We start from the raw sequence: 24,130 nt of genomic DNA, 5'->3' as shown, positions 1-24,130 counted from the left end.
TTGACATAAATGTTGATGAATGCAAACACACTAAATAAAACATAACAAATACAAATAGATAAAGTAGACGGACAGGAGATAAAGCATGAACGGAGCACAATGGTTAGTTCAAGCATTGCGAACACAGGGAGTTGATACCGTATTTGGGTATCCTGGTGGCGCAATTATGCCAGTTTATGACGCATTGTATGATGGCGGAGTTGAGCATTTGTTGTGTCGACATGAGCAAGGGGCTGTAATTGCTGCGATTGGATATGCACGTTCAACAGGGAAAACAGGGGTATGTATCGCAACATCGGGTCCTGGCGCAACAAATGTTATCACGGGATTGGCTGATGCATTGTTAGATTCCGTTCCTGTTGTCGCCATTACTGGGCAGGTTGCTTCTGAGTTTATTGGAACCGATGCCTTTCAAGAAATCGATGTTTTAGGGTTGTCCTTAGCTTGTACTAAGCACAGTTTTTTGGTTGAAGATATCGAGGACTTACCTCGCATTCTTGCTGAGGCTTTCGCAATCGCAAATAGTGGGCGTCCTGGTCCTGTACTGATTGATATTCCGAAAGATATTCAGCTACAACGAGCTGAGTTGTCTCCATTTTTAATGCCGGTAGAGCAAGAAGTCACTTCACCTTTATCTGAAATACAACAGGCAAGAATGCTATTAGAACAATCAGAAAAGCCTATGTTGTACGTTGGTGGCGGTGTTGGAATGTCTGGTGCCGTTAAAGAATTACGTGAATTTATTGAGTTTACAGGTGTTCCTTCAGTTGCAACGTTAAAAGGGCTTGGTGCCGTGAGCCCTTTAGATGAAAACTATTTAGGCATGTTAGGTATGCATGGTACTAAAGCAGCCAATATTTCAGTGCAACGCTGTGACTTGCTCATCGCTGTTGGTGCTCGTTTTGATGATAGGGTAACAGGTAAGTTAAATACTTTTGCACCGAACGCCAAAGTGATTCATATCGATATAGACCACGTAGAATTAGACAAATTACGTCAAACACATGTTGCGCTACATGGTGATGCAAAAGTATTACTCCCTGAATTAATGCTTAAAAAATCAATTGAACCTTGGCAGCAGGAAGTTCAGCAACTTAAAAAAGAGTTTGGTTGGCGTTATGACCATCCTGGTGAACCTATTTATGCGCCACTGTTATTGAAACAGCTGTCGGATAAAATGAAACCAAATACGGTTGTGACCACCGATGTAGGGCAACACCAAATGTGGTCAGCACAGCATATCACCGTTGATGGCCCTGAAAATTTCTTAACCTCTAGTGGGCTTGGCACCATGGGGTTTGGTATCCCTGCGGCAATTGGTGCACAGGTTGCTAGGCCTGAGGATACTGTAGTCTGTGTATCTGGGGATGGGTCATTTATGATGAATGTCCAAGAGTTGGGAACCATCAAACGTAAGCAACTTCCTGTAAAAATCCTTTTGATCGATAACCAACGCTTAGGCATGGTTCGCCAATGGCAGGAACTGTTTTTTGAGCAGCGTTATAGTGAAACGATTTTGACGGATAACCCTGATTTTGTGGCATTAGCCAGTGCGTTTGGTATCAAAGGCCAACGAATTACTGATAAGTCAGAAGTTAATGCTGCATTAGATGAATTGCTGAATAGCGAAGGTGCCTATTTATTACAGGTATCAATTAATGAACTAGAAAATGTCTGGCCGTTGGTTCCACCTGGGGCTAGTAATGAAAAAATGATGGAGAAACCATTATGATGCAACATCAAATCTCGATATTGGCCCGTTTCCGTCCTGAGGTTTTAGAGCGTATATTAAGGGTCACTCGCCATCGTGGATTTCGTATTAATTCCATGAATATGGGGCAATCAACAGACGGCGACAATGTTAATATTGAACTCACTGTAAGTAGTCAAAGGCCATTAACTCAGCTTTGTGCACAGTTAACTAAGCTTTCAGACATTACAGAAGTTGAAGTACTACAACAAGAATCACGACTATTACGCACACAAAGTGCAATGTAAGGAATATACAAATGACTAAGAAAGCTGACTTTATTTGGTTTAACGGTGAAATGACGCCATGGGCTGATGCAAAGGTTCATGTTATGTCTCATGCTCTGCACTATGGTACATCGGTGTTTGAAGGCGTCCGTTGTTATGACTCACATAAAGGTCCTGTGGTCTTCCGCCACCGTGAGCATATGCAACGTTTGCATGATTCAGCGAAAATTTACCGTATGCCTGTCAGCTATAGCGTTGAAGAGTTAATGGAAGCTTGCCGTGCAACTTTGCGTAAAAATAACTTAGTCAGTGCGTATATTCGTCCATTAGTGTTTATTGGTGATGTTGGTATGGGCGTTAACCCACCAGACGGTTACAAAACCGATGTTATTTTAGCGGCGTTCCCATGGGGGGCGTATTTAGGTGAAGAAGCGTTAGACCAAGGTATTGATGCGATGGTGTCTTCTTGGAACCGTGTGGCGCCAAATACTATCCCTACAGGGGCGAAAGCAGGAGGTAATTATTTATCTTCTTTGCTAGTTGGTAGCGAAGCTCGTCGTCATGGTTACCAAGAAGGTATTGCATTAGATGTTCATGGGTATTTATCAGAAGGTGCAGGGGAAAATATTTTTGAGGTGAAAGACGGCATCCTGCATACACCTCCGTTCACATCCTCTGCATTACCAGGTATTACACGTGATGCAATTTTAACGTTAGCAAAAGATTTGGGTATTGAAGTTCGTGAGCAAACACTATCACGCGAATCTCTTTATCTTGCTGATGAAGTCTTTATGACAGGCACAGCTGCCGAAATTACGCCAGTACGTAGCGTTGATGGTATCCAAGTCGGCATTGGTCGTTGTGGCCCAGTAACCAAGCAAATTCAGCAAGCATTCTTTGGCTTATTTGATGGCACAACAGAAGATAAATGGGGCTGGTTAGATCCAGTAAACCCTTAATAATTAAATTGAAATAGATGTTACAGGCGGACGTTCCCCGCCTGTTTTAAACACGGGAGTTAAAGATATGCCTAAGTACCGTTCAGCAACAACAACTCATGGTCGTAATATGGCTGGGGCTCGTGCATTATGGCGTGCAACAGGCATGACCGATGCTGATTTTGGAAAGCCCATTATTGCTGTTGTTAACTCATTCACACAGTTTGTTCCAGGCCACGTACATTTACGTGATTTAGGCAAATTAGTTGCAGAGCAAATTGAAAATGCAGGTGGTGTTGCGAAAGAGTTTAATACAATCGCAGTTGACGATGGGATTGCCATGGGACATGGCGGAATGCTGTATTCCTTACCTTCTCGTGAATTAATTGCAGACTCGGTTGAATATATGGTAAACGCACACTGTGCGGATGCCATGGTGTGTATTTCAAACTGCGATAAAATCACGCCAGGCATGTTAATGGCGTCATTGCGCCTCAACATTCCGGTTATTTTTGTTTCGGGTGGCCCAATGGAAGCGGGTAAAACTAAGCTTTCAGACCAAATTATCAAGCTCGATTTGGTTGATGCCATGATCCAAGGGGCGAACCCAAATGTGAGCGATGCAGATAGCGAGCAAATAGAACGTTCAGCATGCCCAACGTGTGGCTCTTGCTCAGGAATGTTTACTGCAAACTCAATGAACTGCTTAACTGAGGCACTGGGGTTATCTCAACCAGGAAATGGCTCATTATTAGCGACTCATGCAGACCGCGAAACTTTATTTATCAATGCAGGTAAGCGCATTGTTGAATTAACTAAACGCTATTACGAACAAGATGATGAAAGTGCGTTACCACGCAATATCGCCAATAAATCTGCATTTGAAAATGCGATGACGTTGGATATTGCGATGGGTGGTTCAACTAACACAGTTCTGCATTTGCTTGCGGCGGCTCAGGAAGCCGAAATTGATTTCACCATGGATGATATCGACCGTTTATCACGTAAAGTTCCGCATTTGTGTAAGGTTGCACCGAGTACACAAAAATACCATATGGAAGATGTTCACCGTGCTGGTGGTGTTATTGGTATTTTAGGTGAACTGAGCCGTGCAGGTTTGTTGCAAGAAAACGTAACTAATATTTTAGGGCTAAGCTTCCAAGAAACATTAGCGCAATATGATGTGATGTTAACGAAGGACGAGTCTGTTAAATCAATGTTTTCCGCAGGCCCTGCTGGGATCCGTACGACAAAAGCCTTTTCACAGAATTGCCGCTGGCCATCATTGGATACTGACCGTGAGAATGGGTGTATCCGTAGTATTGAGCATGCGTATAGTTTGGATGGAGGGCTGGCTGTTCTGTCTGGAAATATTGCAGAAGATGGCTGTATTGTTAAAACCGCTGGAGTTGATGAAGGCAGTTTAACATTCCGTGGCCCAGCCAAAGTGTTTGAAAGCCAAGATGACGCAGTAGAAGCCATTCTGGGTGGCAAAGTCGTTGAAGGAGATGTGGTTGTTATTCGCTATGAAGGGCCAAAAGGTGGTCCAGGCATGCAAGAAATGCTTTATCCAACTTCATACCTCAAATCAATGGGATTAGGGAAAAGCTGCGCATTAATAACGGATGGCCGTTTTTCGGGTGGTAGTTCTGGCCTTTCTATCGGTCATATTTCGCCAGAAGCAGCGAGTGGTGGCTTATTAGCATTAGTTCAAGATGGCGATATTATTGATATTGATATTCCAAAAAGAACGATGGTGCTGGATGTGAGTGAAAGCGAATTGAATCAACGCCGTGAAGCTGAATTAGCTCGAGGCGATAAAGCTTACACCCCGCGTAATCGTCAGCGTGAGGTTTCTTTTGCTCTGCGTGCTTACGCTTCTTTGGCGACGAGCGCAGACAAAGGTGCTGTTCGTGACAAGTCGAAATTAGGGGGCTAATTGTGGCTGCAGCAAAACCATTACCGGCTGCCCCAACCGGAGCCGATTACTTAAAAGCGGCGCTAAGTGCGCCGGTTTATGAAGCTGCACAAGTAACGCCTCTTCAACAGATGGATAAAATATCTTCACGCTTGGGCAATACCATTTTAGTAAAGCGCGAAGATAGGCAGCCTGTACATAGCTTTAAGCTCCGTGGTGCTTACGCCATGATTGCGAGTTTAACCGAAGAGCAAAAAAGCAAAGGTGTGGTGACCGCTTCTGCAGGGAACCACGCTCAAGGCGTTGCATTATCGGCAAACCGTGTGGGTGTGAAAGCAAAAATCGTCATGCCAGTCGCAACAGCAGATATCAAAGTGGATGCAGTACGAAGCTTCGGTGGCGAAGCTATTTTACATGGCGCTAATTTTGATGAAGCGAAAGCGAAAGCCATTACAATGGCAGAAGAGGATGGCTACACCTTCGTTCCACCTTTTGATCACCCTTCAGTCATTGCAGGCCAAGCTACGATAGCACTGGAACTATTGCAACAAGATGTTCATTTAGACCGAATTTTTATCCCAGTAGGTGGCGGTGGGTTAATTGCGGGCGTCGCTGTGATTATTAAGCAGTTAATGCCAGAGATTAAAATTATTGGTGTGGAGTCTGAAGATGCCGCCTGTCTAAAAGCGGCATTGGAGGCTGGGCACCCTGTTGATTTACCGCGTGTTGGCTTGTTCGCAGAAGGTGTGGCAGTCAAACGTATTGGCGATGAAACCTTCAGATTGTGCCAGCAATATGTTGATGATGTTATCACTGTTGATAGTGATTCCATTTGTGCAGCATTGAAAGATATTTTTGAAGATGTTCGCGCGATAGCAGAGCCTTCAGGCGCTTTGGCATTGGCTGGATTGAAAAAATATGTACAGCAGCACAACATCAAAGGCGAACGTTTAGCACATATTTTGTCCGGTGCGAATATGAATTTCCACGGGCTGCGTTATGTTTCTGAGCGCTGTGAAATTGGTGAACAACGAGAAGCTTTGCTGGCAGTGACCATTCCTGAGCAAAAAGGGAGTTTCTTACGTTTTTGCCAGTTACTAGGCCATCGAGCCATTACGGAGTTTAACTATCGATATACGGATGCCGATCCTGACCGTGCTTGTATTTTTGTTGGGGTGCGTTTAAGTGGCCGTGATGGCGAGCGCTCGGAGATTATCCAAGAACTTAGAAGTAACGGCTATGAAGTCGATGATTTATCAGATGATGAAATGGCAAAACTTCATGTGCGTTATATGATTGGTGGTCGCCCATCAAAGCCATTAGATGAAAGATTGTATAGCTTTGAATTTCCAGAGTCTCCAGGTGCATTACTGAGATTCTTAGAGACACTTGGGACTCATTGGAATATTACGTTATTTCATTATCGCAGCCATGGTACAGATTATGGGCGAGTGCTGGCGGCGTTTGAACTGGCTGGGCCAGAAGTACGTTTTGATAGGCATCTTGATGCGTTAGGTTATGAATATCATGATGAAACAGGAAACCCGTCTTTCCGTTTTTTCTTAGCGCCGCAAGATAGCCAAAGAACCTTAGATTGAGTTGTCTGGGAGTAATTCCCAAAACGCTTTAATTAATGGTTCACTCAGGCGTTTGCTTAATAGGCAAACGCCGAGTTCAAAAGGTTCTACCATTGAAATATTATCGAGCTGTGAAATACGGCTGCGTACGGGTTCTGGGCTGTTATCAACGACCACACTAGGAATCAAGGCAATACCGCATCCCAAAGCCACCATTGACACAATTGCCTCATGGCCTGATACCGTCGCATAAATGACAGGGTTATTGATATTATGGCGACGGAACCAGAGTTCGATACGTTTACGAGATGGGCCGTGCTCAGGCAGGATAAAGGGGACGGTAGACCAATCAGGTTCCGCTTCTGTTACCATGCTTCGTACAGCACAGGGTAGTGATGGCGCAATCAAAACGAGAGGGATTTCGCCGATTTTTGCAAAACGGACGTTATCAGGTAAGCGCTCGGGTTTCCCAGCGATGCCAAGATCAGCTTCATGAGTTTCCACTTTTTCGACAGCATCCGCTGCGTCCCCTGTCGTGAGTTTAATTTCCACTAATGGGTGTAGCGCACGGAATTTATCTAAAACTTCGGGTAAATGACTATAAGCTGCTGTAACTGAGCAAAAAAGATGTAGTTCCCCACTGAGCGATGGACTTTGCTGGTTGAGAGCATGTTGCAGTTGTTGATATTGCAATAATGTTTGTTGGGCAAATTGCTTAAGGTGTTCCCCTGCTTGGGTCAATTTAACTGAGCGGTTATCTCGCACAAATAGTGGGTGACCAAGCTGTTCTTCGAGACGTTGTATTTGTCGAGACAACGTGGAAGGGCTGACATGCATCGCTTTAGATGTGCGCCCGAAGTGGCAACTTTGTGCTAAATGCAAAAAAAGCTTGAGATCGCGAATGTCCATTTTGCCCTCTAATTAACATAATTAATGGCGTTGCAGATATTGCAACATTGTATTGTTAATATATCAATTTAAGCAATGCGAAACATCGCATATAGTAAATCCATAAACGCTCAAAAATGAGCGACAGGCAGACTGCCTGACATAACGAACACAACAGAACAATGGAGTATGACAATGGCGAATTATTTTAACACATTGAATTTGCGTGAGCAGTTAGCTCAGTTAGGCAAGTGCCGCTTTATGCAGCGCGAAGAGTTTGCAGATGAAGCAGGTTTTCTGAAAGGTAAAAAAATCGTCATCGTCGGTTGTGGAGCGCAAGGTTTAAACCAAGGCCTGAATATGCGTGATTCAGGTTTAGATATTGCTTATGCATTACGTGATGAAGCAATTGCAGAGAAACGTGCTTCATGGCGCAAAGCGACAGAAAATGGTTTCAAAGTTGGTACTTATGAAGAACTGATCCCTACCGCTGATTTGGTTATTAACTTAACGCCAGACAAGCAGCACTCAACCGTTGTTCGTGCTGTTCAGCCTATGATGAAACAAGGTGCAGCACTGGGTTATTCACATGGCTTCAACATTGTTGAAGTTGGCGAAGAAATTCGTAAAGATATTACTGTTGTGATGGTAGCGCCAAAATGCCCAGGTACTGAAGTTCGTGAAGAATACAAGCGTGGTTTTGGTGTTCCAACGCTGATTGCAGTACACCCAGAAAATGACCCGAAAGGTGAGGGTATGGCGATTGCCAAAGCGTGGGCAGCAGCGACTGGTGGCCACCGTGCAGGTGTTCTGGAATCCTCATTTGTTGCAGAAGTTAAGTCTGACCTGATGGGCGAGCAAACTATTCTGTGTGGAATGCTGCAAGCGGGTGCATTACTGAGTTACGACAAAATGGTTGCAGACGGTGTTGAGCCAGGCTACGCAGGAAAATTAATTCAGTTTGGTTGGGAAACTATCACTGAAGCGCTGAAACAGGGCGGTATCACGCTGATGATGGACCGTTTGTCTAACCCTGCGAAAGTACGTGCTTATGCGTTATCTGAGCAACTGAAAACCATTATGGCGCCATTGTTCCAAAAACATATGGATGACATCATTTCAGGTGAATTTTCTGCAACCATGATGGCAGACTGGGCAAATGATGATAAAAACTTGCTGACATGGCGTGAAGAGACAGGCAAAACAGCATTTGAAAATTACCCTGAATATGAAGGGAAAATCGCAGAACAAGAGTACTTCGACCACGGTGTTTTGTTAGTTGCTATGGTTAAAGCGGGTGTTGAATTAGCGTTCGATACGATGTTAGAAGCGGGTATCTTAGAAGAATCGGCTTACTATGAATCACTGCATGAATTACCACTGATTGCGAACACCATTGCTCGTAAACGTTTATATGAAATGAACGTGGTTATCTCTGATACTGCAGAATATGGTAACTATCTGTTCTCATTCGCAGTTGTGCCAATGCTGAAGGATTTCATGACGAAGTTACAAGCAGGGGATTTAGCGAAACCAGTTGCCGATAATGGCACTGATAATGCACAGTTACGTGATATCAACGAAGCTATCCGTAACCATCCTATCGAGAAAATCGGTAAGACGTTACGTGGTTATATGACGGATATGAAGAAGATTGCGGTCGGCTAACTCATTATCCTTCCCCTTTCACGCTCTAGGGGTGTCAGCTTCTTAAGATTACCCAAGTCACATACTTTAGTATGCTCCTTGGGATAATCTTATTTGCTTCCTACCTAGAACGCGAAATGCTTTGGATAATCACCATGTTTTCTCTTGCAATAGTTTAGAAAAATGCATTGATGTTATAAAAGAAAAAGAACAAAACCACATTATTCGGATGGATGATGTGGTTTTTTGTTTTTTATAAATAGAGAAGATCGTTGCTCAAGAGTTGGGTCGGTTTCTGCTACAATCTGTAGCGAATTCCTTTTTGAATAACTGAGTGATGTAGAGAAGCCATGCGATTGAATCCTAGCCAACAGCAGGCAGTTGAATTTGTCGATGGCCCGTGCCTTGTATTGGCGGGGGCTGGGTCAGGCAAAACACGTGTTATTACCAATAAAATTGCGCATTTAATTCGCCAATGCGGTTATCAGCCTCGGCAAATTGCAGCGGTGACTTTCACCAATAAAGCGGCGCGGGAAATGAAAGAGCGCGTGGCACAAACCTTGGGTAAAAAAGAAGCGCGTGGTTTGATCATATCCACCTTCCATACATTAGGCTTGGAAATTATTAAGCGTGAATATAAAGCGCTGGGTATTAAAGCCAACTTTTCGCTATTTGACGACCAAGACCAGATGGCATTGTTGAAAGAACTCACTTTTGACTTGCTAGAAGAAGATAAAGACTTACTCAAACAATTGATCTCAGCGATCTCTAATTGGAAAAATGATCTTATCTCGCCACAACAAGTTATAGGCCAAGCACGGAGTGAGAAAGAGCATCATTTTGCCGAGTGTTATCGCCGCTATGAACTTCATCTGAAAAGTTGCAATGTGTTGGATTTTGATGACTTAATCAGCAAACCTACCATGTTGTTATATCAAAATGAAGAAGTTCGTGAACGCTGGCAGCAAAAAATTCGCTACTTGCTGGTGGATGAATATCAAGATACCAATACGAGCCAATATCAGTTGGTTAAATTGCTTGTGGGGCAGCGAGCAAGGTTTACGGTTGTGGGTGATGACGACCAGTCAATCTATTCATGGCGTGGCGCAAGGCCACAAAACTTGGTTTTATTGAATCAGGACTTCCCTAAGTTAAATGTCATTAAGCTTGAGCAAAATTACCGTTCATCTGAACGAATTTTAAAGGCTGCAAATATTTTAATTGCCAATAACCCTCATATATTTGAAAAAAAATTATTTTCTGAATTGGGATATGGAGCGCCACTTCGGGTTCTTACGGCAAACAATGAAGACCATGAAGCCGAAAGAGTGATTGGGGAGCTTATTGCACACCATTTTATTAATAAGACGGAATATAAAGATTACGCCATTTTGTATCGCGGTAACCATCAATCGCGTATTTTTGAAAAAATGTTGATGCAAAATCGTATTCCGTATCGCATTTCGGGGGGGACTTCGTTTTTCTCCCGCCCTGAAATTAAAGACTTATTAGCCTATTTGCGAGTATTAACTAACCCTGAAGATGACAGTGCTTTTTTACGCATAGTAAATACTCCACGTCGAGAAATTGGTCCTAAAACTATCCAAAAACTTGGGGAATGGGCAAACCAGCGTGGGAAAAGCTTATATCAGGCCAGCTTTGATCTAGGGCTTGAACAAATTTTAAAAGGCAAAGGATTAGAAGCATTACAGCGTTTCACTCATTGGATGGACAGTATTGTTCGAACGTCGGAACGTGAACCTTTAATTGCGGTGCGTGATTTACTGCGCGAAATGGATTATGAAAGCTGGTTATATGAAACGTCGACCAGTACTAAAGCTGCTGAAATGCGAATGAAAAACGTCAACCAATTGTTCACATGGATGAGTGAAATGGTGGAAGGTGATGATCTCAATGACCCAATGACATTGAGCCAAGTGGTTACACGCTTTACGCTGCGCGATATGATGGAGCGTGGTGAGGATGATGAAGAATCAGACCAAGTTCAACTCATGACGTTGCATGCGTCTAAAGGCCTTGAATTTCCTTATGTTTTTTTGGTCGGTATGGAAGAAGGGCTGCTGCCACATCAAAGCAGTATTGATGAAAATAATATTGATGAAGAACGCCGTTTAGCTTATGTAGGGATCACAAGAGCGCAAAGAGAGTTATTCTTTTCTCATTGTCGTGAGCGTCGTCAATATGGTGAATTGATCCGTCCCGAATTAAGCCGTTTTCTCCTTGAATTGCCACAAGATGATTTACAATGGGAGCAACAGCGTAAAGTGGTTAGTGCGCAGGAGCGTATGCAGAAAGGGCAATCAGCTTTAGCCGATATTAAAGCGCGTTTAGGGCTAAATAAAAAAAGTGAGTAACCACAACTAATTGAATTTCCACACTAGAGTAGGTCTAGTGTGGAATATATTATCAATTTGAACTATTACGTTCTTCCAACTCTAAAACCCAATTCACATAGCCCTGCCATTGAACTTCTTGCTGTAAATTTTCCGCTCGTAGAGGGTGATCAGATAACCAACGATAAGGCAGTGTAATGGTTAACCTCTGTGCATTCACATTAAGTCTTAGTGCAGGCAAGGTATCATCCCGTCTGCGGCTCGCAAAAATAATGGCGAGGCGGAGTAAACGACATAAATCATATGCATGCTGTATGGGTAGCGCATTTTGTTGGCTTAATGGTGTTAAATCGACAGGGCCTTGCTGATTTTTCAATAATGCAGCAAGTAACCGTTTTTGAGCTGGAGTGAAGCCTGGTAAATCAAGGTGTGTTATGAGGTAGCTCGCGTGCTCGGGGCCTTTACGGAAATCGACACTCAAGCCGATTTCATGTAAGGCGCATGCACTCGATAGTAAATCACGACAGCGTGTATCTAAGCCCCAATCTTTCGCGACTTGTAAATAAAAATATTCTGCAAGTTGACGGACTCGGCCAGCTTGTTCGATATCGACTTGGAAGCGCCGTTGAATATTGCGAACGGTACGAGCGCGAATATCCTGCTCAATAGGAAGCTGTAACATACCATAGACAAGCCCTTCACGAAGTGCTCCGCCAGCAAGTGTCATGTTATCAATGTCTAATGCTTCAAAGATAGCAATCAAAATAGACAAGCCGCTTGGAAAAACAAGGGCACGTTCGAAGGTTAAGCCGTCAATTTCAAGCTCTTCAAGTTTTTGGCATTGAATGGCTTTGCGCTTAAGCTGTTGTAACTTAGAAAGGGTGATCAGTTCATCCATGCCTTGGGCAATCATGATTTCCTGAATGGCTTGTACAGTACCGGATGCTCCAACACATATTTTCCACCCATGTGTCTTGAGTGACTCTGCAATAGGGGCGATGACATTATGTGCAGCGGCTTGAGCCGCTGAGAAGTTTTCTTCGGTTAAACTTCTATCGCCAAAGTAGCGTTCAAGCCAAGTCACACAACCCATTTCAAGACTATAGAGTTGCTCCGCTTTTGCGCCAGTACCTGTAACAAGTTCAGTACTTCCCCCACCAATATCAACCACTAAGCGTTGATCTGGCCCACCAGTTGTATGAGCAACACCTTGATAAATTAAGCGAGCTTCTTCTTCCCCTTGAATAACTTTTACAGGGTTTCCTAAAATTTGACTGGCTTTTTCGATGAAAACATCGGCATTTTTAGCTAAACGCAAAGTCGCAGTCGCGACAACACGAATTTGTGTATTCGGAATATCTTGTAAGTGTTCCGAAAACAGGCGTAAACATTGCCAGCCTCGCTCCATTGCTTGCTTAGAAAGCAGGTTATTGTTATCTAACCCTGCAGCAAGACGAACTTTGCGTTTAACCCTAGAGATCACCTGAATGCTACCAGCGGTTTCACGTACGACTAGCATATGAAAACTGTTTGAGCCTAAATCGATGGCGGCATAAAGAGAAGAAGATTTCAGCATATCGTTTTTACTCAGCCTGGACGTTTATGGTTGTTACGTGGGCCATTGTGGCGACGCTGCGAATTTGAATTACGGCGCTGGCCTCCAGGACGTGGGCGATGACGGCGTTTTGGTGCCGGTAAATTGCTCAATAATGCATCACTGTTATACTTACTAACAGGGATTGAGTGTTGAATATATTCTTCAATAGCAGGGAGGTTAAGTGAATATTCTTCACAGGCTAAGCTAATTGAGTTTCCACTTTCACCAGCACGACCAGTACGACCAATACGGTGTACGTAATCTTCACAGTCATCAGGTAAGTCGTAATTAAATACATGAGTAACTGATGGAATATGTAAACCACGAGCTGCAACATCAGTTGCTACTAAAATATCTAAATGGCCTTGTGTGAATTGCTCTAATATACGCAGTCGTTTTTTTTGTGCGACATCGCCGGTCAACAAACCTACACGATGACCATCGGCAGCTAAATGCGCCCAAATATCATCACAACGGTGTTTTGTATTGGCGAAAATAATACAACGCTCTGGCCACTCTTCTTCAAGAAGCGTTTGGAGTAAGCGCATTTTTTCTTCATTAGAAGGGTAAAATAACTCTTCTTTGATACGATGACCTGTTTTTTGTAAAGGTTCGACCTCAACATATTCAGGGTTATTCATTTGCTCGAAAGCTAATTCTCTTACTCGGTAAGATAAAGTTGCAGAAAACAGCAAATTAAGCCTTTCTGCAGCACCTGGCATACGACGGAAAATCCAGCGAATATCTTTAATAAAACCAAGATCATACATGCGGTCGGCTTCATCAAGTACCACAACTTGAACCGCACTTAAGTCGACATGGCCTTGTTTCGCGTAGTCGATTAAACGGCCTGTTGTACCAATAAGGATATCAACACCGTTTTGTAAAACCTTAAGCTGCTCATCATAGCCGTCACCACCGTAGGCTAGCCCCATTTTCAGGCCAGTGTACTCAGCTAGCTCTTTCGCATCCGAATAAATTTGTACCGCGAGTTCGCGTGTCGGTGCCATAATCAGCGCACGAGGCTGATTCGCTTTTTTACCCTCAATAGCGGGGTGAGTTAATAAATAATGGAATGTAGACGTTAAAAAAGCTAACGTTTTACCTGTACCAGTTTGCGCTTGACCCGCCACGTCTTTGCCTTCGACAGTAAAAGGCAAGGTGGACGCCTGTATAGGCGTGCAAAAATTGAAGCCTTTTTTATTCAGAGCTTCAATGACTTTAGGGTGCAATGCGAAGTCGGAAAACTTCTTTTCTGTCAAGTGTGCTTTACTCATAGTATGTTAGAATATCAGTTAACGGTTGGTTTACGAAAGTGTATCTTTTGAAATAAAGCATACTGCTGCCAATAATGTTACACTAAGTCTGCAAAAGATGATCCTTTGGAGTACAACATGAGCGATAAAATTATACATATAACTGATGCAAGTTTTGCAACTGAAGTTCTGAATGCAAGTTCACCTGTTCTCGTCGATTTTTGGGCAGCATGGTGTGGTCCTTGTAAAATGATCGCGCCTATTCTTGATGAAGTTGCTGAAGAATATACAGGCAAACTGACCATCGCAAAACTGAATATTGATGAAAACCCTGCTACCGCTCCAAAATATGGAATTCGTGGTATCCCGACCTTGCTTTTATTCAAAAATGGTGAAGTCGCAGCAACGAAAGTTGGGGCATTATCAAAAACGCAACTGAAAGAATTTTTAGACGAAAATCTGTAAGTTATCGTTATATGTAAGCTAAAACGTTTAGCGGTATATCTATTTTATCTAGAGAGCCGCTAGACGTCTTCACTTAAGCATGATAAGTTATCGTCATTCCTCGTATAGCACCCATATGAATTACCTTGTATTCCATTGCTCTTATCTTACATATCTAGCTTGTTAGTTCAGTATTGTGATGATTGTTATTGATCAAAAAACTGATGGCGTAATGATTTTAAATATGAAAATTGAAAGTTTAGACATTGAGTTATAGCAGTATTCAATATCTTCGGTTTCAATGCATCTCTCATATGAATTAAAGATAGCGCATAAGCGAACGCAATGAAATTCAATATTTTTATATCATAGGGATATAAAAACGAAGTGGGACAGGTTTGTCTTTAGCAATTATGTGTTTTTTAATGCTAATCTGACATTAAATTTGCGATATTGGGATGGATGTTGTCCTAAATGTACAAAAAACTATTGCTAATATTGTGTGTGTTTCTAATAATATGTCACACATCATCAAGATGAGTTGCAGTCAAATGTTAGAGCAATCTTAGTAATGGCTAGCACAAGATTTTTTTGCATTGTTGTTTGCTTTTGGTAAAAATTAGTGAGCAACAGGGCAGTATAAAGTTAAACTGGCACTTAATAGTAAGCTGCCGTCAATTTACGTTCATAGTTCGAGAATTACCCCGAGTTAAAGAACCCACCATTATGAATCTTACCGAATTAAAAAATACGCCAGTATCAGAATTGATTACGTTAGGCGAAAACATGGGGCTAGAGAACTTAGCCCGTATGAGAAAGCAGGATATTATTTTCTCTATTTTGAAGCAGCATGCGAAAAGTGGCGAAGATATTTTCGGCGATGGCGTACTGGAAATATTGCAGGATGGATTTGGTTTCCTCCGTTCAGCAGACAGTTCTTACCTCGCAGGTCCTGATGATATCTACGTTTCTCCTAGCCAAATCCGCCGTTTTAACCTACGTACAGGTGACACAATTTCAGGAAAAATTCGTCCTCCTAAAGAAGGTGAACGTTATTTTGCCCTCCTGAAAGTCAACGAAGTTAATTACGACAAACCTGAAAATGCCCGCAGTAAAATTCTTTTCGAAAACCTCACTCCATTACATGCAAACCGTCGTCTGCGCATGGAACGTGGTAATGGTTCAACTGAAGATTTAACTGCTCGTGTACTAGACTTAGCGGCTCCAATCGGTCGTGGTCAACGTGGTCTGATTGTGGCTCCACCGAAAGCCGGTAAAACAATGTTACTGCAAAATATTGCAGCGAATATTGCACACAATTACCCTGATTGCGTTCTGATGGTTCTGTTGATCGATGAACGTCCTGAGGAAGTGACAGAAATGCAGCGTTTGGTTAAAGGTGAAGTTATTGCTTCAACTTTCGATGAGCCTGCAGCACGTCACGTCCAAGTCGCTGAAATGGTGATTGAAAAAGCGAAACGTCTAGTTGAACATAAAAAAGACGTTATCATTTTACTCGACTCTATTACGCGTCTAGCTCGTGCATATAACACGGTTGTACCTTCCTCTGGGAAAGTATTAACCGGTGGTGTGGATGCTAACGCATTACACCGTCCAAAACGTTTCTTCGGTGCTGCTCGTAATGTTGAAGAAGGTGGAAGCCTGACAATCATTGCAACTGCACTGGTTGATACCGGTTCTAAGATGGATGAAGTTATTTACGAAGAGTTTAAAGGTACAGGTAACATGGAACTGCACCTATCTCGTAAGATTGCAGAAAAACGTGTTTTCCCTGCAATAGACTACAACCGTTCAGGTACGCGTAAAGAAGAGTTACTTACATCGCAAGATGAGTTACAAAAAATGTGGATCCTACGTAAGATTATTCACCCAATGGGCGAAATCGATGCGATGGAGTTCCTCATCAGTAAGTTAGCGATGACAAAAACCAACGAAGAGTTCTTTGATTTTATGAAAAGAGCGTAACCGTTAAGGTTCTCTACGTATTATAAAAAAGGTGCCTGTTATGGCACCTTTTTTTTGTTTTCATACTCGATAGTGGTGTATAAAAATTAAAGCCTACCATATTAAGCAGGTTTAATATTTTACTGATTTATTTTCAATAAATTAAGAACATGTTTTATTTGGTTCATTTATAAATAGCATTGGGTAGCAGATGGAGTTTTTATTAAAAAATTAATAATAAACGATAGGAAATACTAACGAACATTCTTTAATTGATTGAATTAAAAGACAAATTCATGGAGATATTTATTTTGTGATTAGCGTTAAATTTATTTTCGCCACTTTATTATTTAATCATCAAGCGCCTATTTAAACATCAATCGATTAACTCAACTTTAGAGTATTGCTTTTATGGCATGCATATTGCAGCTATTCAGTATAAAATTACCGGATGTTTCGTTATTAAATCAAACACACTAATAAAGTGTAAAAACTAATAATGTTACAGGAATCTCTTTATGAATAAAGATTCGTCTTATAGCGAATTTTAGTACCAAGATGATAATGCATTGGCGTATGCTGGTTTATCTGCATTCGCTAAAAAATTAGTTTTGAAAGTTAAATATAAAGATTAAGAGAGTCAAACAGTGGACACCATACACTTTGTAACCAATCTCTTCTACGTTTTCTTGTTTTCATTAGTTTTTATTTTTCTGGCTCGAGTTGTTGCAATAAAAATCGGGTTAGTTGATAAACCTAATTTCAGAAAGAAACACGTAGGATTAGTTCCTCTTGTTGGGGGAATTTCCGTTTTCTTTGGGATCTGTTTTGCGTTTTATATTACCGGAGAATATATCCCTCATAAGTGGCTATATATCGCTTGTGCAGGGTTATTAGTCTTTATTGGCGCATTAGATGATAGGTTTGACATCAGTGTGAAACTAAGGGCTGGTATTCAAGCGATCGTTGCGGTTGTTATGATGACAGCGGCAGGGTTGAAACTTGATTCACTCGGTCATGCCTTTGGCCCATGGGAACTGGTACTGGGTCCATTCGGTTATATCGTTACCCTATTTGCAGTATGGGCAGCAATTAATGCTTTTAACATGGTTGATGGCATTGATGGGTTACTCGGTGGCTTATCTTCTGTTTCTTTTGGCGCTCTCGGCTTTTTGCTATATCAAAACGGTAACTATGCGTTAGCATTTTGGTGTTTTGCCTTTATTGCAGCTATCCTTCCTTATATTCTTCTTAATTTAGGTGTGCTAGGCCGTCGTTTTAAAGTTTTCATGGGAGATGCGGGAAGTACGCTGATTGGGTTCACTATTATTTGGATCCTTGTGGCTTCGACCCAAGAAGAAGTACATCCGATTAACCCAGTTACCGCTTTATGGATTATTGCGATCCCGCTAATGGACATGGTTGCCATTATGTATCGTCGAATTCGTAAAGGGATGAGCCCATTTTCACCCGATCGCCAGCACATTCATCATTTAATTATGCGTTCTGGTTTTACACCAAAAGGGGCATTTGTACTGATTACACTATCAGCGGCCGCTTTAGCATGTGTCGGTATTATTGGTGAACACTTAACATTTGTACCTGAATGGGTAATGTTGGCATTATTTTTGCTTGTATTTATGATGTATGGTTACTGCATCAAACGAGCTTGGAAAGTCGCCCGTTTTATTAAGCGAGTGAGACGTAGAGCACGTAGAGGAGCAGTACGGTAACGACAAAACGAAAATAGAGGTTCTGTGCAGTGAATAACTCAGAAACACAACCGAGTCAGCATCAATCGCCAATAGAGCCGGAATTGGATATCCGTGGTTTATGTCGCTCACTGTGGCAAGGTAAAATTTGGATCGTTGCATTTGCCGTTATTTTTGCAGCAATTGCCTTGGGAGCGTCCTATTTTATGCAGCCGAAGTGGAGTGCGACAGCAATTACGGATTTACCAACCGTCAATAATCTGGGAAGTTACTATTCTCAGCAGCAATTTCTGCGCAACCTCGATTCCCGTATTAATACTACGGGGCAAGAAGGGCAATTACCGACAATTGCAAAAGAAGCTTATCAAGAATTCACAAAGCAGCTTGGCTCTTATGATACACGTCGTCAATTTTGGCTAAATACGGATTACTATAAGCAGCGCTTAGAGAATGATCCTAAAGCAGATGCCGCATTATTGGATGAGCTCATCAACGATATTGAGTTTACACCAGCAGATGAAGTCAAAAATTTAACCGATAGCATTAAGTTAGTGGCGGAAACTTCCGCAGATGCGAACCAGTTGCTGCGTCAATACACTCAGTTTGCTAACCAACGTGCCACAACGAATCTAAATGATGAAATTAAAGGCACTTGGGCAACGAAAATGCAATCCATGAAGGCATTAGTTAAACGTGAAGATATGGTGGCCAAGGCCGCTTATGAGCGACGTTTGAATGCACTGGAACAAGCATTAAAAGTTGCAGAAAAACAAGGTATTGTACGTAACCAAAGCGCAACACCTGTGGATGAAATCCCAGATTCAAAAATGTTTATGTTAGGTGCCCCTTTATTACAAGCACAAATTGAAACATTGAAAGCAACCGGCCCCGATCACGACAGTGATTACGACCAAAATATTGCCATGTTATCAACATTGAGCGTCGGGCCTACCTGTAAATACCCCATTTATAACACAGTCATCTCGTAGAATATTTATGCCGCACTTCGGTACTCAAATGGCGTCATGTCATTGAGTGAATCGTGCGGCCGTTCGTTGTTGTATAGCTCAATCCAGTCTTCGGTTATTTGCTTCACTTCGTTCAGGTTGTTGAAAATGTAGCAATTGAGTACATCATCGCGATAAGTTCGGTTAAATCGTTCAATGTATGCGTTTTGATATGGGCAACCGGGTTTAATGTAATCAATCATAATGTCATGTGCTTTTGCCCAATTTACAAACACTTCCGAGGTGAATTCGCTGCCATTATCAACCCGAATTTTCTCAGGGTAACCGTGCCACTCAGCAAGTTGGTCAAGATAGCGTATGACACGCAATGACGGCATGCTGGTCGCAATATCAATACCTAAAACTTCGCGATTAAAGTCATCAATAACGTTAAATGTGCGGAACCTGACTTTGTTGTGTAAGCTGTCACTCATAAAGTCCATTGACCAAGATTTTCCCAATGCATTCGGTGCAGCTAACGGCTCTGGGTTACGGTTGGGCAGTCGCTTTTTGCCTTTGCGTCGCAGGTTCAGTTTTAGCTCCTTATAAACGCGATAAACACGTTTGTGGTTCCAACTGTGGCCTAGCTTTCGAAGGCGTTTAAAGCACTTCGGGAACCCCCACCGATAATGCTTGTCGATTAAAGCATTCAAGGCATCAATGATTTCGTCATCATCGGTCAGCTTTGGCTCGTAATAGTAAGCGGTACGACTGATACCAACCACATGACAGCACTTCACTACGCTTGCGTTATACTGCACCTGTAACTCGTGTGCCCAGACTTTCCGTTCTGCCACAGGCGCTAGAGCTTTTTTATGATGTCTTCTTGCATCTGTGACTTGAGACTCAACTCAGCATACATCTGCTTAAGTCGACGGTTCTCTTCTTCAAGCTCTTTCAAGCGGCGCACATCAGACGCTTCCATACCGCCGTATTTTTCGCGCCATTTATAAAACGTTGAATTACTGATGCCGTACTTACGACAAATATCTTTCACCGGCATACCCGCTTCGGCTTCTTTTAAAATCGCCACAATCTGGCTTTCAGTCATGCGTTTGCTCATCGTAAAACTCCTTTGTTTTAGTTTACAAGAAATTCTACGAGTGAGCTGTATTATTTTACGGGATAGTTACATACCCTCCAAGATAATTTTCAAGCATATCGCTATTTACGTACTCCTGAAGAGCCCGTTAAACGCGATAGTCCTCGTCGAGCCTTTATGATGGTTCTATGGGGAGTCATAGGGATGTTAGTAGGTGCCGGAGTGGTACTTGCTCGCCGCCGCCCATCTTGATTTTGGGATAAGCCACTGGCGAATTTTCCAGTGGCATATAAAGTTATTAAGATTATACAAAGCAGCTCACTGCGAAAGATAAATATAAGAGAGTCACTGTGAAAGTATTGACTGTATTCGGCACACGACCTGAAGCTATTAAAATGGCACCACTGGTTCATGCATTGGCTGAAGATACAGACTTTGAAGCTAAAGTTTGTGTTACGGCACAGCATCGTGAAATGCTAGATCAAGTACTGAAACTGTTTGAGATCATTCCAGATTACGATCTCAATATTATGAAGCCAGGGCAAGATTTAACTGATATCACTTGTCGTATTCTTGAAGGGTTGAAAAGCGTTTTTGCTGATTTTCAACCGGATGTTGTTCTTGTTCATGGCGACACAGCTACAACGATGGCAACTAGCCTTGCGGCATTTTACCATCGTATACCAGTAGGGCATGTTGAAGCGGGATTACGTACAGGAAACCTGTATTCGCCATGGCCTGAAGAGGCAAACCGTAAGATTGCTGGTCATTTAGCGATGTATCACTTCGCGCCAACTGAAAATTCACGCCAAAATTTGTTAAAAGAATCTATTCCTGACAGTCATATTTTTGTCACCGGTAATAGTGTGATTGATGCGTTATTGTGGGTACGTGATAAAGTCATGAGCGACCAGCATATGATGGAGAAATTGGCTGCAAATTACCCATTTATCGACCCAAATAAAAAAATGATTTTAGTCACGGGCCATCGTCGAGAAAGTTTTGGTGGTGGCTTTGAACGTATTTGTCACGCTTTAGCAGAAATTGCACAAGCGCATCCCGATGTGCAAGTCGTATATCCAGTTCACTTAAATCCAAATGTGAGTGAGCCTGTTAAACGTATACTGCATGATATTGATAATATTATTTTAATTAGCCCTCAAGACTACCTACCGTTTGTTTATTTGATGAACCATGCTTATTTAATTCTAACAGACTCAGGTGGTATTCAAGAGGAAGCGCCTTCTCTCGGTAAGCCTGTTTTGGTGATGAGAGATACCACAGAACGACCAGAAGCTGTTGATGCAGGTACTGTTCGTCTTGTGGGAACAGATACACAAAAAATTGTGAAAGAAGTTAATCGGTTACTGACAGATGACGCGGAGTATCACGAAATGAGCCGCGCACATAACCCTTATGGGGATGGTCATGCATGTCAGCGTATTCTTGCAGCATTGAAAAGTAATCAGGTGAAATTATGAGTTTTGAAACTATTTCTGTTATTGGCCTTGGTTATATTGGTTTACCAACAGCAGCAGCCTTTGCATCACGTAAAAAACAAGTGGTTGGTGTCGATGTTAACCAACATGCCGTTGATACTATTAACCAGGGTAAAATCCACATCGTGGAGCCAGAACTGGATATCGTGGTCAAAAAGGCGGTTGAAGAAGGCCATCTGAAAGCTTTTACTAAGCCGCAACCTGCAGATGCTTATCTGATTGCTGTGCCTACGCCATTTAAAGGCGAGCACGAACCTGACCTCGCGTATGTACGTGCTGCAGCTGAGTCTGTGGCTCCGGTGCTGAAGAAAGGGGATTTAGTCATCCTTGAGTCTACATCGCCAGTAGGAACAACAGAGCAAATGGCAGAGTGGATGGCAGCTGCTCGCCCTGATTTAACCTTCCCTCATCAAGCAGGGGAAGAAGCTGATATCGATGTAGCGTACTGCCCTGAGCGTGTGTTACCAGGCCAAGTGATGGTCGAATTAATTAAAAATGACCGTGTTGTTGGTGGTATGACGCCAAAATCCTCTCTGCGTGCAAGTGAGCTATACAATATTTTCCTTGAAGGTGAGTGTGTAATTACTAACTCAAGAACCGCGGAAATGTGTAAGTTAACGGAAAATAGCTTCCGTGATGTGAATATTGCTTTTGCGAATGAATTATCATTAATTTGTGCGGAACAAGACATCAATGTGTGGGAGTTAATCAGCCTCGCGAATCGTCATCCACGCGTTAATATTTTGCAACCAGGCCCAGGTGTTGGTGGGCACTGCATCGCGGTTGACCCATGGTTTATCGTTGCGCAAAATCCAAAACAATCACGCCTCATTCATACCGCTCGTTTAGTCAATGATGGCAAACCAATTTGGGTTGTTGACCAAGTGAAAGCGGCAGTGGCTGATTGCTTAGTGGAAACCGGTAAAAAAGCCAGTGAAGTGACCATTGCCTGTTTCGGCCTGTCATTTAAACCTAATATTGATGATTTACGTGAAAGCCCAGCAATGCACATCACCAAAATGGTGGCGAACTGGAACCCAGGTAAAACGTATGCGGTTGAGCCACACATTGATGAATTACCGACCTCTTTAAAAGGCATTTCTGAGCTAGTTTCGATTGAAAAAGCCGTTAATGAAGCGGATGTGATCTTAATGTTAGTTGACCACAATATGTTCAAAGGCATCCAAGGCTCTGCGATCCCACAAAAATGGGTTGTGGATACAAAAGGAGTATGGCGTTGAAACGCATTTTAATCACTGGAGGCGCCGGGTTTATCGGCTCTGCTGTTGTTCGTCATATTATTGAAAACACTGACGACAGCGCAGTGGTTCTGGATTGCTTAACCTATGCAGGTAACTTAGAGTCCCTTGCAACGGTTGCGAATAACCCGCGCTATGCTTTTGAGCAGGTGAATATTTGTGATAGAGCTGCATTAGATGCCGTTTTTGAAAAATACCAACCCGATGCCGTGATGCATTTAGCGGCAGAAAGCCATGTTGACCGTTCAATTGATGGCCCTGCGGCATTTATCGAAACCAACATTGTGGGAACTTACACATTGTTAGAGGCGGCGCGCCATTACTGGTCTGCACTGAATGATGAGAAAAAAGCGGCTTTTCGTTTTCATCATATTTCGACAGATGAAGTTTATGGCGACCTCGAGGGGCCTGATGGTTTCTTCACAGAAACCACGCCTTATGCGCCAAGTAGCCCTTATTCCGCATCGAAAGCATCGAGCGATCACTTGGTTCGTGCATGGCAAAGAACCTATGGTCTGCCGACGATGATCACCAATTGTTCAAATAACTACGGGCCGTATCATTTCCCAGAGAAATTGATCCCCTTAATTATTTTGAATGCTTTAGCGGGTAAGCCTCTGCCTGTTTATGGGAAAGGTGAGCAAATTCGTGACTGGCTGTTTGTTGAAGACCATGCACGAGCACTGCATTTAGTTGCGACAACCGCACAACCTGGCACCACCTATAATATTGGTGGTCATAATGAGCGCCGTAATATTGACGTTGTAGAAACGATTTGTGAGCTGCTTGAAGAGCTGCATCCGCAGAAGCCACAAGGTGTGGCGCACTACCGTGACTTAATCACGTTTGTGAAAGACAGACCGGGTCACGATATGCGTTATGCCATTGATGCCGCGAAAATTGAGCGCGAATTGGGGTGGACGCCACAAGAAACCTTCGAATCAGGTATCCGCAAAACGGTGCAGTGGTATTTGAACAATGAAACGTGGTGGCGCCGCGTACAAGACGGTTCCTATGCGGGCGAACGTCTAGGTCTAGGAAATTAGGTGA

17 protein-coding genes and 2 pseudogenes are annotated in these 24,130 nt (G+C 42.7%); 15 read left to right on the top strand and 4 right to left on the bottom strand.

The annotated features are described in order from the left end of the window. The first annotated feature begins 85 nt into the window (after positions 1-85). From ilvG to ilvA, 5 genes are all read left to right on the top strand, one after another. The gene (ilvG, locus tag M1F17_RS19360; RefSeq protein ID WP_206277687.1) at positions 86-1,732 is read left to right on the top strand and encodes an acetolactate synthase 2 catalytic subunit; all 1,647 of its coding nucleotides are present in this window, start codon (positions 86-88) and stop codon (positions 1,730-1,732) included. Then, on the top strand, positions 1,729-1,998 hold the full coding sequence (gene ilvM, locus M1F17_RS19355; RefSeq protein WP_004906129.1) for an acetolactate synthase 2 small subunit: 270 nt from the start codon (positions 1,729-1,731) through the stop codon (positions 1,996-1,998). Before ilvG ends, ilvM begins: the two co-directional genes overlap by 4 nt. An 11-nt stretch (positions 1,999-2,009) precedes the next feature. Next, positions 2,010-2,936, top strand: coding sequence for a branched-chain amino acid transaminase (locus M1F17_RS19350; RefSeq protein ID WP_318837118.1), 927 nt, complete (start codon positions 2,010-2,012; stop codon positions 2,934-2,936). Positions 2,937-3,003: 67 nt separating this feature from the next. Next, positions 3,004-4,854, top strand: coding sequence for a dihydroxy-acid dehydratase (gene ilvD, locus M1F17_RS19345; RefSeq protein ID WP_094962446.1), 1,851 nt, complete (start codon positions 3,004-3,006; stop codon positions 4,852-4,854). 2 nt (positions 4,855-4,856) lie between these two features. Continuing rightward, positions 4,857-6,431 carry a threonine ammonia-lyase, biosynthetic gene (ilvA, locus tag M1F17_RS19340; protein WP_144140410.1) on the top strand — a complete coding sequence of 525 codons (1,575 nt, stop codon included), beginning with the start codon at positions 4,857-4,859 and terminating at the stop codon, positions 6,429-6,431. Here the strand turns inward: ilvA and ilvY are convergent. After that, on the bottom strand, positions 6,423-7,319 hold the full coding sequence (gene ilvY / locus M1F17_RS19335; protein WP_004906122.1) for an HTH-type transcriptional activator IlvY: 897 nt from the start codon (positions 7,317-7,319) through the stop codon (positions 6,423-6,425). The two genes, ilvA and ilvY, sit on opposite strands and share 9 nt — an antisense overlap. Before the next feature lie 174 nt (positions 7,320-7,493). Here ilvY and ilvC point away from each other — a divergent pair, with 174 nt between their 5' ends. Together ilvC and rep are read left to right on the top strand one after the other, a co-directional pair. Then, a complete protein-coding gene (gene ilvC / locus M1F17_RS19330) occupies positions 7,494-8,966 on the top strand; it encodes a ketol-acid reductoisomerase (protein ID WP_181488803.1) in 1,473 nt (490 codons plus the stop codon). 329 nt (positions 8,967-9,295) lie between these two features. Beyond that, a complete protein-coding gene (gene rep / locus M1F17_RS19325; protein ID WP_318837117.1) occupies positions 9,296-11,320 on the top strand; it encodes a DNA helicase Rep in 2,025 nt (674 codons plus the stop codon). 52 nt (positions 11,321-11,372) lie between these two features. On the opposite strand, the gene gppA is transcribed toward rep, so the two are convergent. Together gppA and rhlB are read right to left on the bottom strand one after the other, a co-directional pair. Next, a complete protein-coding gene (gppA, locus tag M1F17_RS19320) occupies positions 11,373-12,875 on the bottom strand; it encodes a guanosine-5'-triphosphate,3'-diphosphate diphosphatase (RefSeq protein WP_094962449.1) in 1,503 nt (500 codons plus the stop codon). 11 nt (positions 12,876-12,886) lie between these two features. After that, complete coding sequence (gene rhlB, locus M1F17_RS19315) at positions 12,887-14,173, bottom strand: ATP-dependent RNA helicase RhlB (RefSeq protein WP_318837116.1); 1,287 nt, start codon at positions 14,171-14,173, stop codon at positions 12,887-12,889. Between the two features lie 117 nt (positions 14,174-14,290). Between rhlB and trxA the strand changes: the two genes are divergently transcribed. From trxA to wzzE, 4 genes and pseudogenes are all read left to right on the top strand, one after another. Next, positions 14,291-14,617, top strand: coding sequence for a thioredoxin TrxA (trxA, locus tag M1F17_RS19310; RefSeq protein ID WP_004906112.1), 327 nt, complete (start codon positions 14,291-14,293; stop codon positions 14,615-14,617). A gap of 705 nt (positions 14,618-15,322) precedes the next feature. Further along, on the top strand, positions 15,323-16,582 hold the full coding sequence (rho, locus tag M1F17_RS19305) for a transcription termination factor Rho (RefSeq protein WP_004906109.1): 1,260 nt from the start codon (positions 15,323-15,325) through the stop codon (positions 16,580-16,582). Between the two features lie 626 nt (positions 16,583-17,208). Then, the gene (gene wecA, locus M1F17_RS19300; RefSeq protein WP_004906107.1) at positions 17,209-18,294 is read left to right on the top strand and encodes a UDP-N-acetylglucosamine--undecaprenyl-phosphate N-acetylglucosaminephosphotransferase; all 1,086 of its coding nucleotides are present in this window, start codon (positions 17,209-17,211) and stop codon (positions 18,292-18,294) included. 29 nt (positions 18,295-18,323) lie between these two features. After that, positions 18,324-19,226: pseudogene (gene wzzE, locus M1F17_RS19295) on the top strand (ECA polysaccharide chain length modulation protein); the annotation flags it as partial. A 41-nt stretch (positions 19,227-19,267) separates the two neighbouring features. On the opposite strand, the gene M1F17_RS19290 reads toward wzzE, so the two are convergent. Beyond that, positions 19,268-20,343, bottom strand: a protein-coding gene (locus M1F17_RS19290; RefSeq protein ID WP_413242978.1) for an IS3 family transposase whose coding sequence is annotated in 2 segments (ribosomal slippage) — positions 19,268-20,094 and positions 20,094-20,343 — 1,077 coding nt in all. Because the reading frame shifts where the segments join, the coding sequence is not laid out codon by codon here. A gap of 72 nt (positions 20,344-20,415) precedes the next feature. On the opposite strand from M1F17_RS19290, the pseudogene M1F17_RS19285 reads away from it, so the two are divergent. From M1F17_RS19285 to rffG, 4 genes and pseudogenes are all read left to right on the top strand, one after another. After that, positions 20,416-20,574 (top strand): annotated as a pseudogene (locus M1F17_RS19285) (polysaccharide chain length modulation protein); the annotation flags it as partial. Between the two features lie 98 nt (positions 20,575-20,672). Next, entirely contained in the window at positions 20,673-21,803 is a 1,131-nt protein-coding gene (gene wecB, locus M1F17_RS19280; protein WP_004906103.1) for a non-hydrolyzing UDP-N-acetylglucosamine 2-epimerase, read from the top strand. Then, entirely contained in the window at positions 21,800-23,062 is a 1,263-nt protein-coding gene (gene wecC, locus M1F17_RS19275; RefSeq protein WP_094962451.1) for a UDP-N-acetyl-D-mannosamine dehydrogenase, read from the top strand. Before wecB ends, wecC begins: the two co-directional genes overlap by 4 nt. Beyond that, positions 23,053-24,126, top strand: a complete 1,074-nt coding sequence (gene rffG / locus M1F17_RS19270; RefSeq protein WP_172412277.1) for a dTDP-glucose 4,6-dehydratase — start codon at positions 23,053-23,055, stop codon at positions 24,124-24,126. The genes wecC and rffG overlap by 10 nt, the downstream gene beginning before the upstream one ends. Positions 24,127-24,130 lie beyond the last annotated feature (4 nt).

Source organism: Providencia sp. PROV073 (assembly GCF_033688125.1).
GTDB lineage: Bacteria > Pseudomonadota > Gammaproteobacteria > Enterobacterales > Enterobacteriaceae > Providencia > Providencia hangzhouensis.
The sequence above is the reverse complement of the archived record's forward strand: the minus strand, read 5'-3'. Positions and strand labels throughout refer to the sequence as shown.

Bases quoted from the DNA above. Each gene is read 5' to 3' on its own strand.
- gppA (WP_094962449.1), bottom strand. From the start codon at position 12,875: ATGCTGAAATCTTCTTCTCTTTATGCCGCCATCGATTTAGGCTCAAAC.
- rho (WP_004906109.1), top strand. From the start codon at position 15,323: ATGAATCTTACCGAATTAAAAAATACGCCAGTATCAGAATTGATTACG.
- ilvY (WP_004906122.1), bottom strand. From the start codon at position 7,319: ATGGACATTCGCGATCTCAAGCTTTTTTTGCATTTAGCACAAAGTTGC.
- trxA (WP_004906112.1), top strand. From the start codon at position 14,291: ATGAGCGATAAAATTATACATATAACTGATGCAAGTTTTGCAACTGAA.
- ilvM (WP_004906129.1), top strand. From the start codon at position 1,729: ATGATGCAACATCAAATCTCGATATTGGCCCGTTTCCGTCCTGAGGTT.
- rhlB (WP_318837116.1), bottom strand. From the start codon at position 14,173: ATGAGTAAAGCACACTTGACAGAAAAGAAGTTTTCCGACTTCGCATTG.
- ilvC (WP_181488803.1), top strand. From the start codon at position 7,494: ATGGCGAATTATTTTAACACATTGAATTTGCGTGAGCAGTTAGCTCAG.
- rep (WP_318837117.1), top strand. From the start codon at position 9,296: ATGCGATTGAATCCTAGCCAACAGCAGGCAGTTGAATTTGTCGATGGC.
- ilvD (WP_094962446.1), top strand. From the start codon at position 3,004: ATGCCTAAGTACCGTTCAGCAACAACAACTCATGGTCGTAATATGGCT.
- ilvG (WP_206277687.1), top strand. From the start codon at position 86: ATGAACGGAGCACAATGGTTAGTTCAAGCATTGCGAACACAGGGAGTT.
- rffG (WP_172412277.1), top strand. From the start codon at position 23,053: ATGGCGTTGAAACGCATTTTAATCACTGGAGGCGCCGGGTTTATCGGC.
- wecC (WP_094962451.1), top strand. From the start codon at position 21,800: ATGAGTTTTGAAACTATTTCTGTTATTGGCCTTGGTTATATTGGTTTA.
- M1F17_RS19350 (WP_318837118.1), top strand. From the start codon at position 2,010: ATGACTAAGAAAGCTGACTTTATTTGGTTTAACGGTGAAATGACGCCA.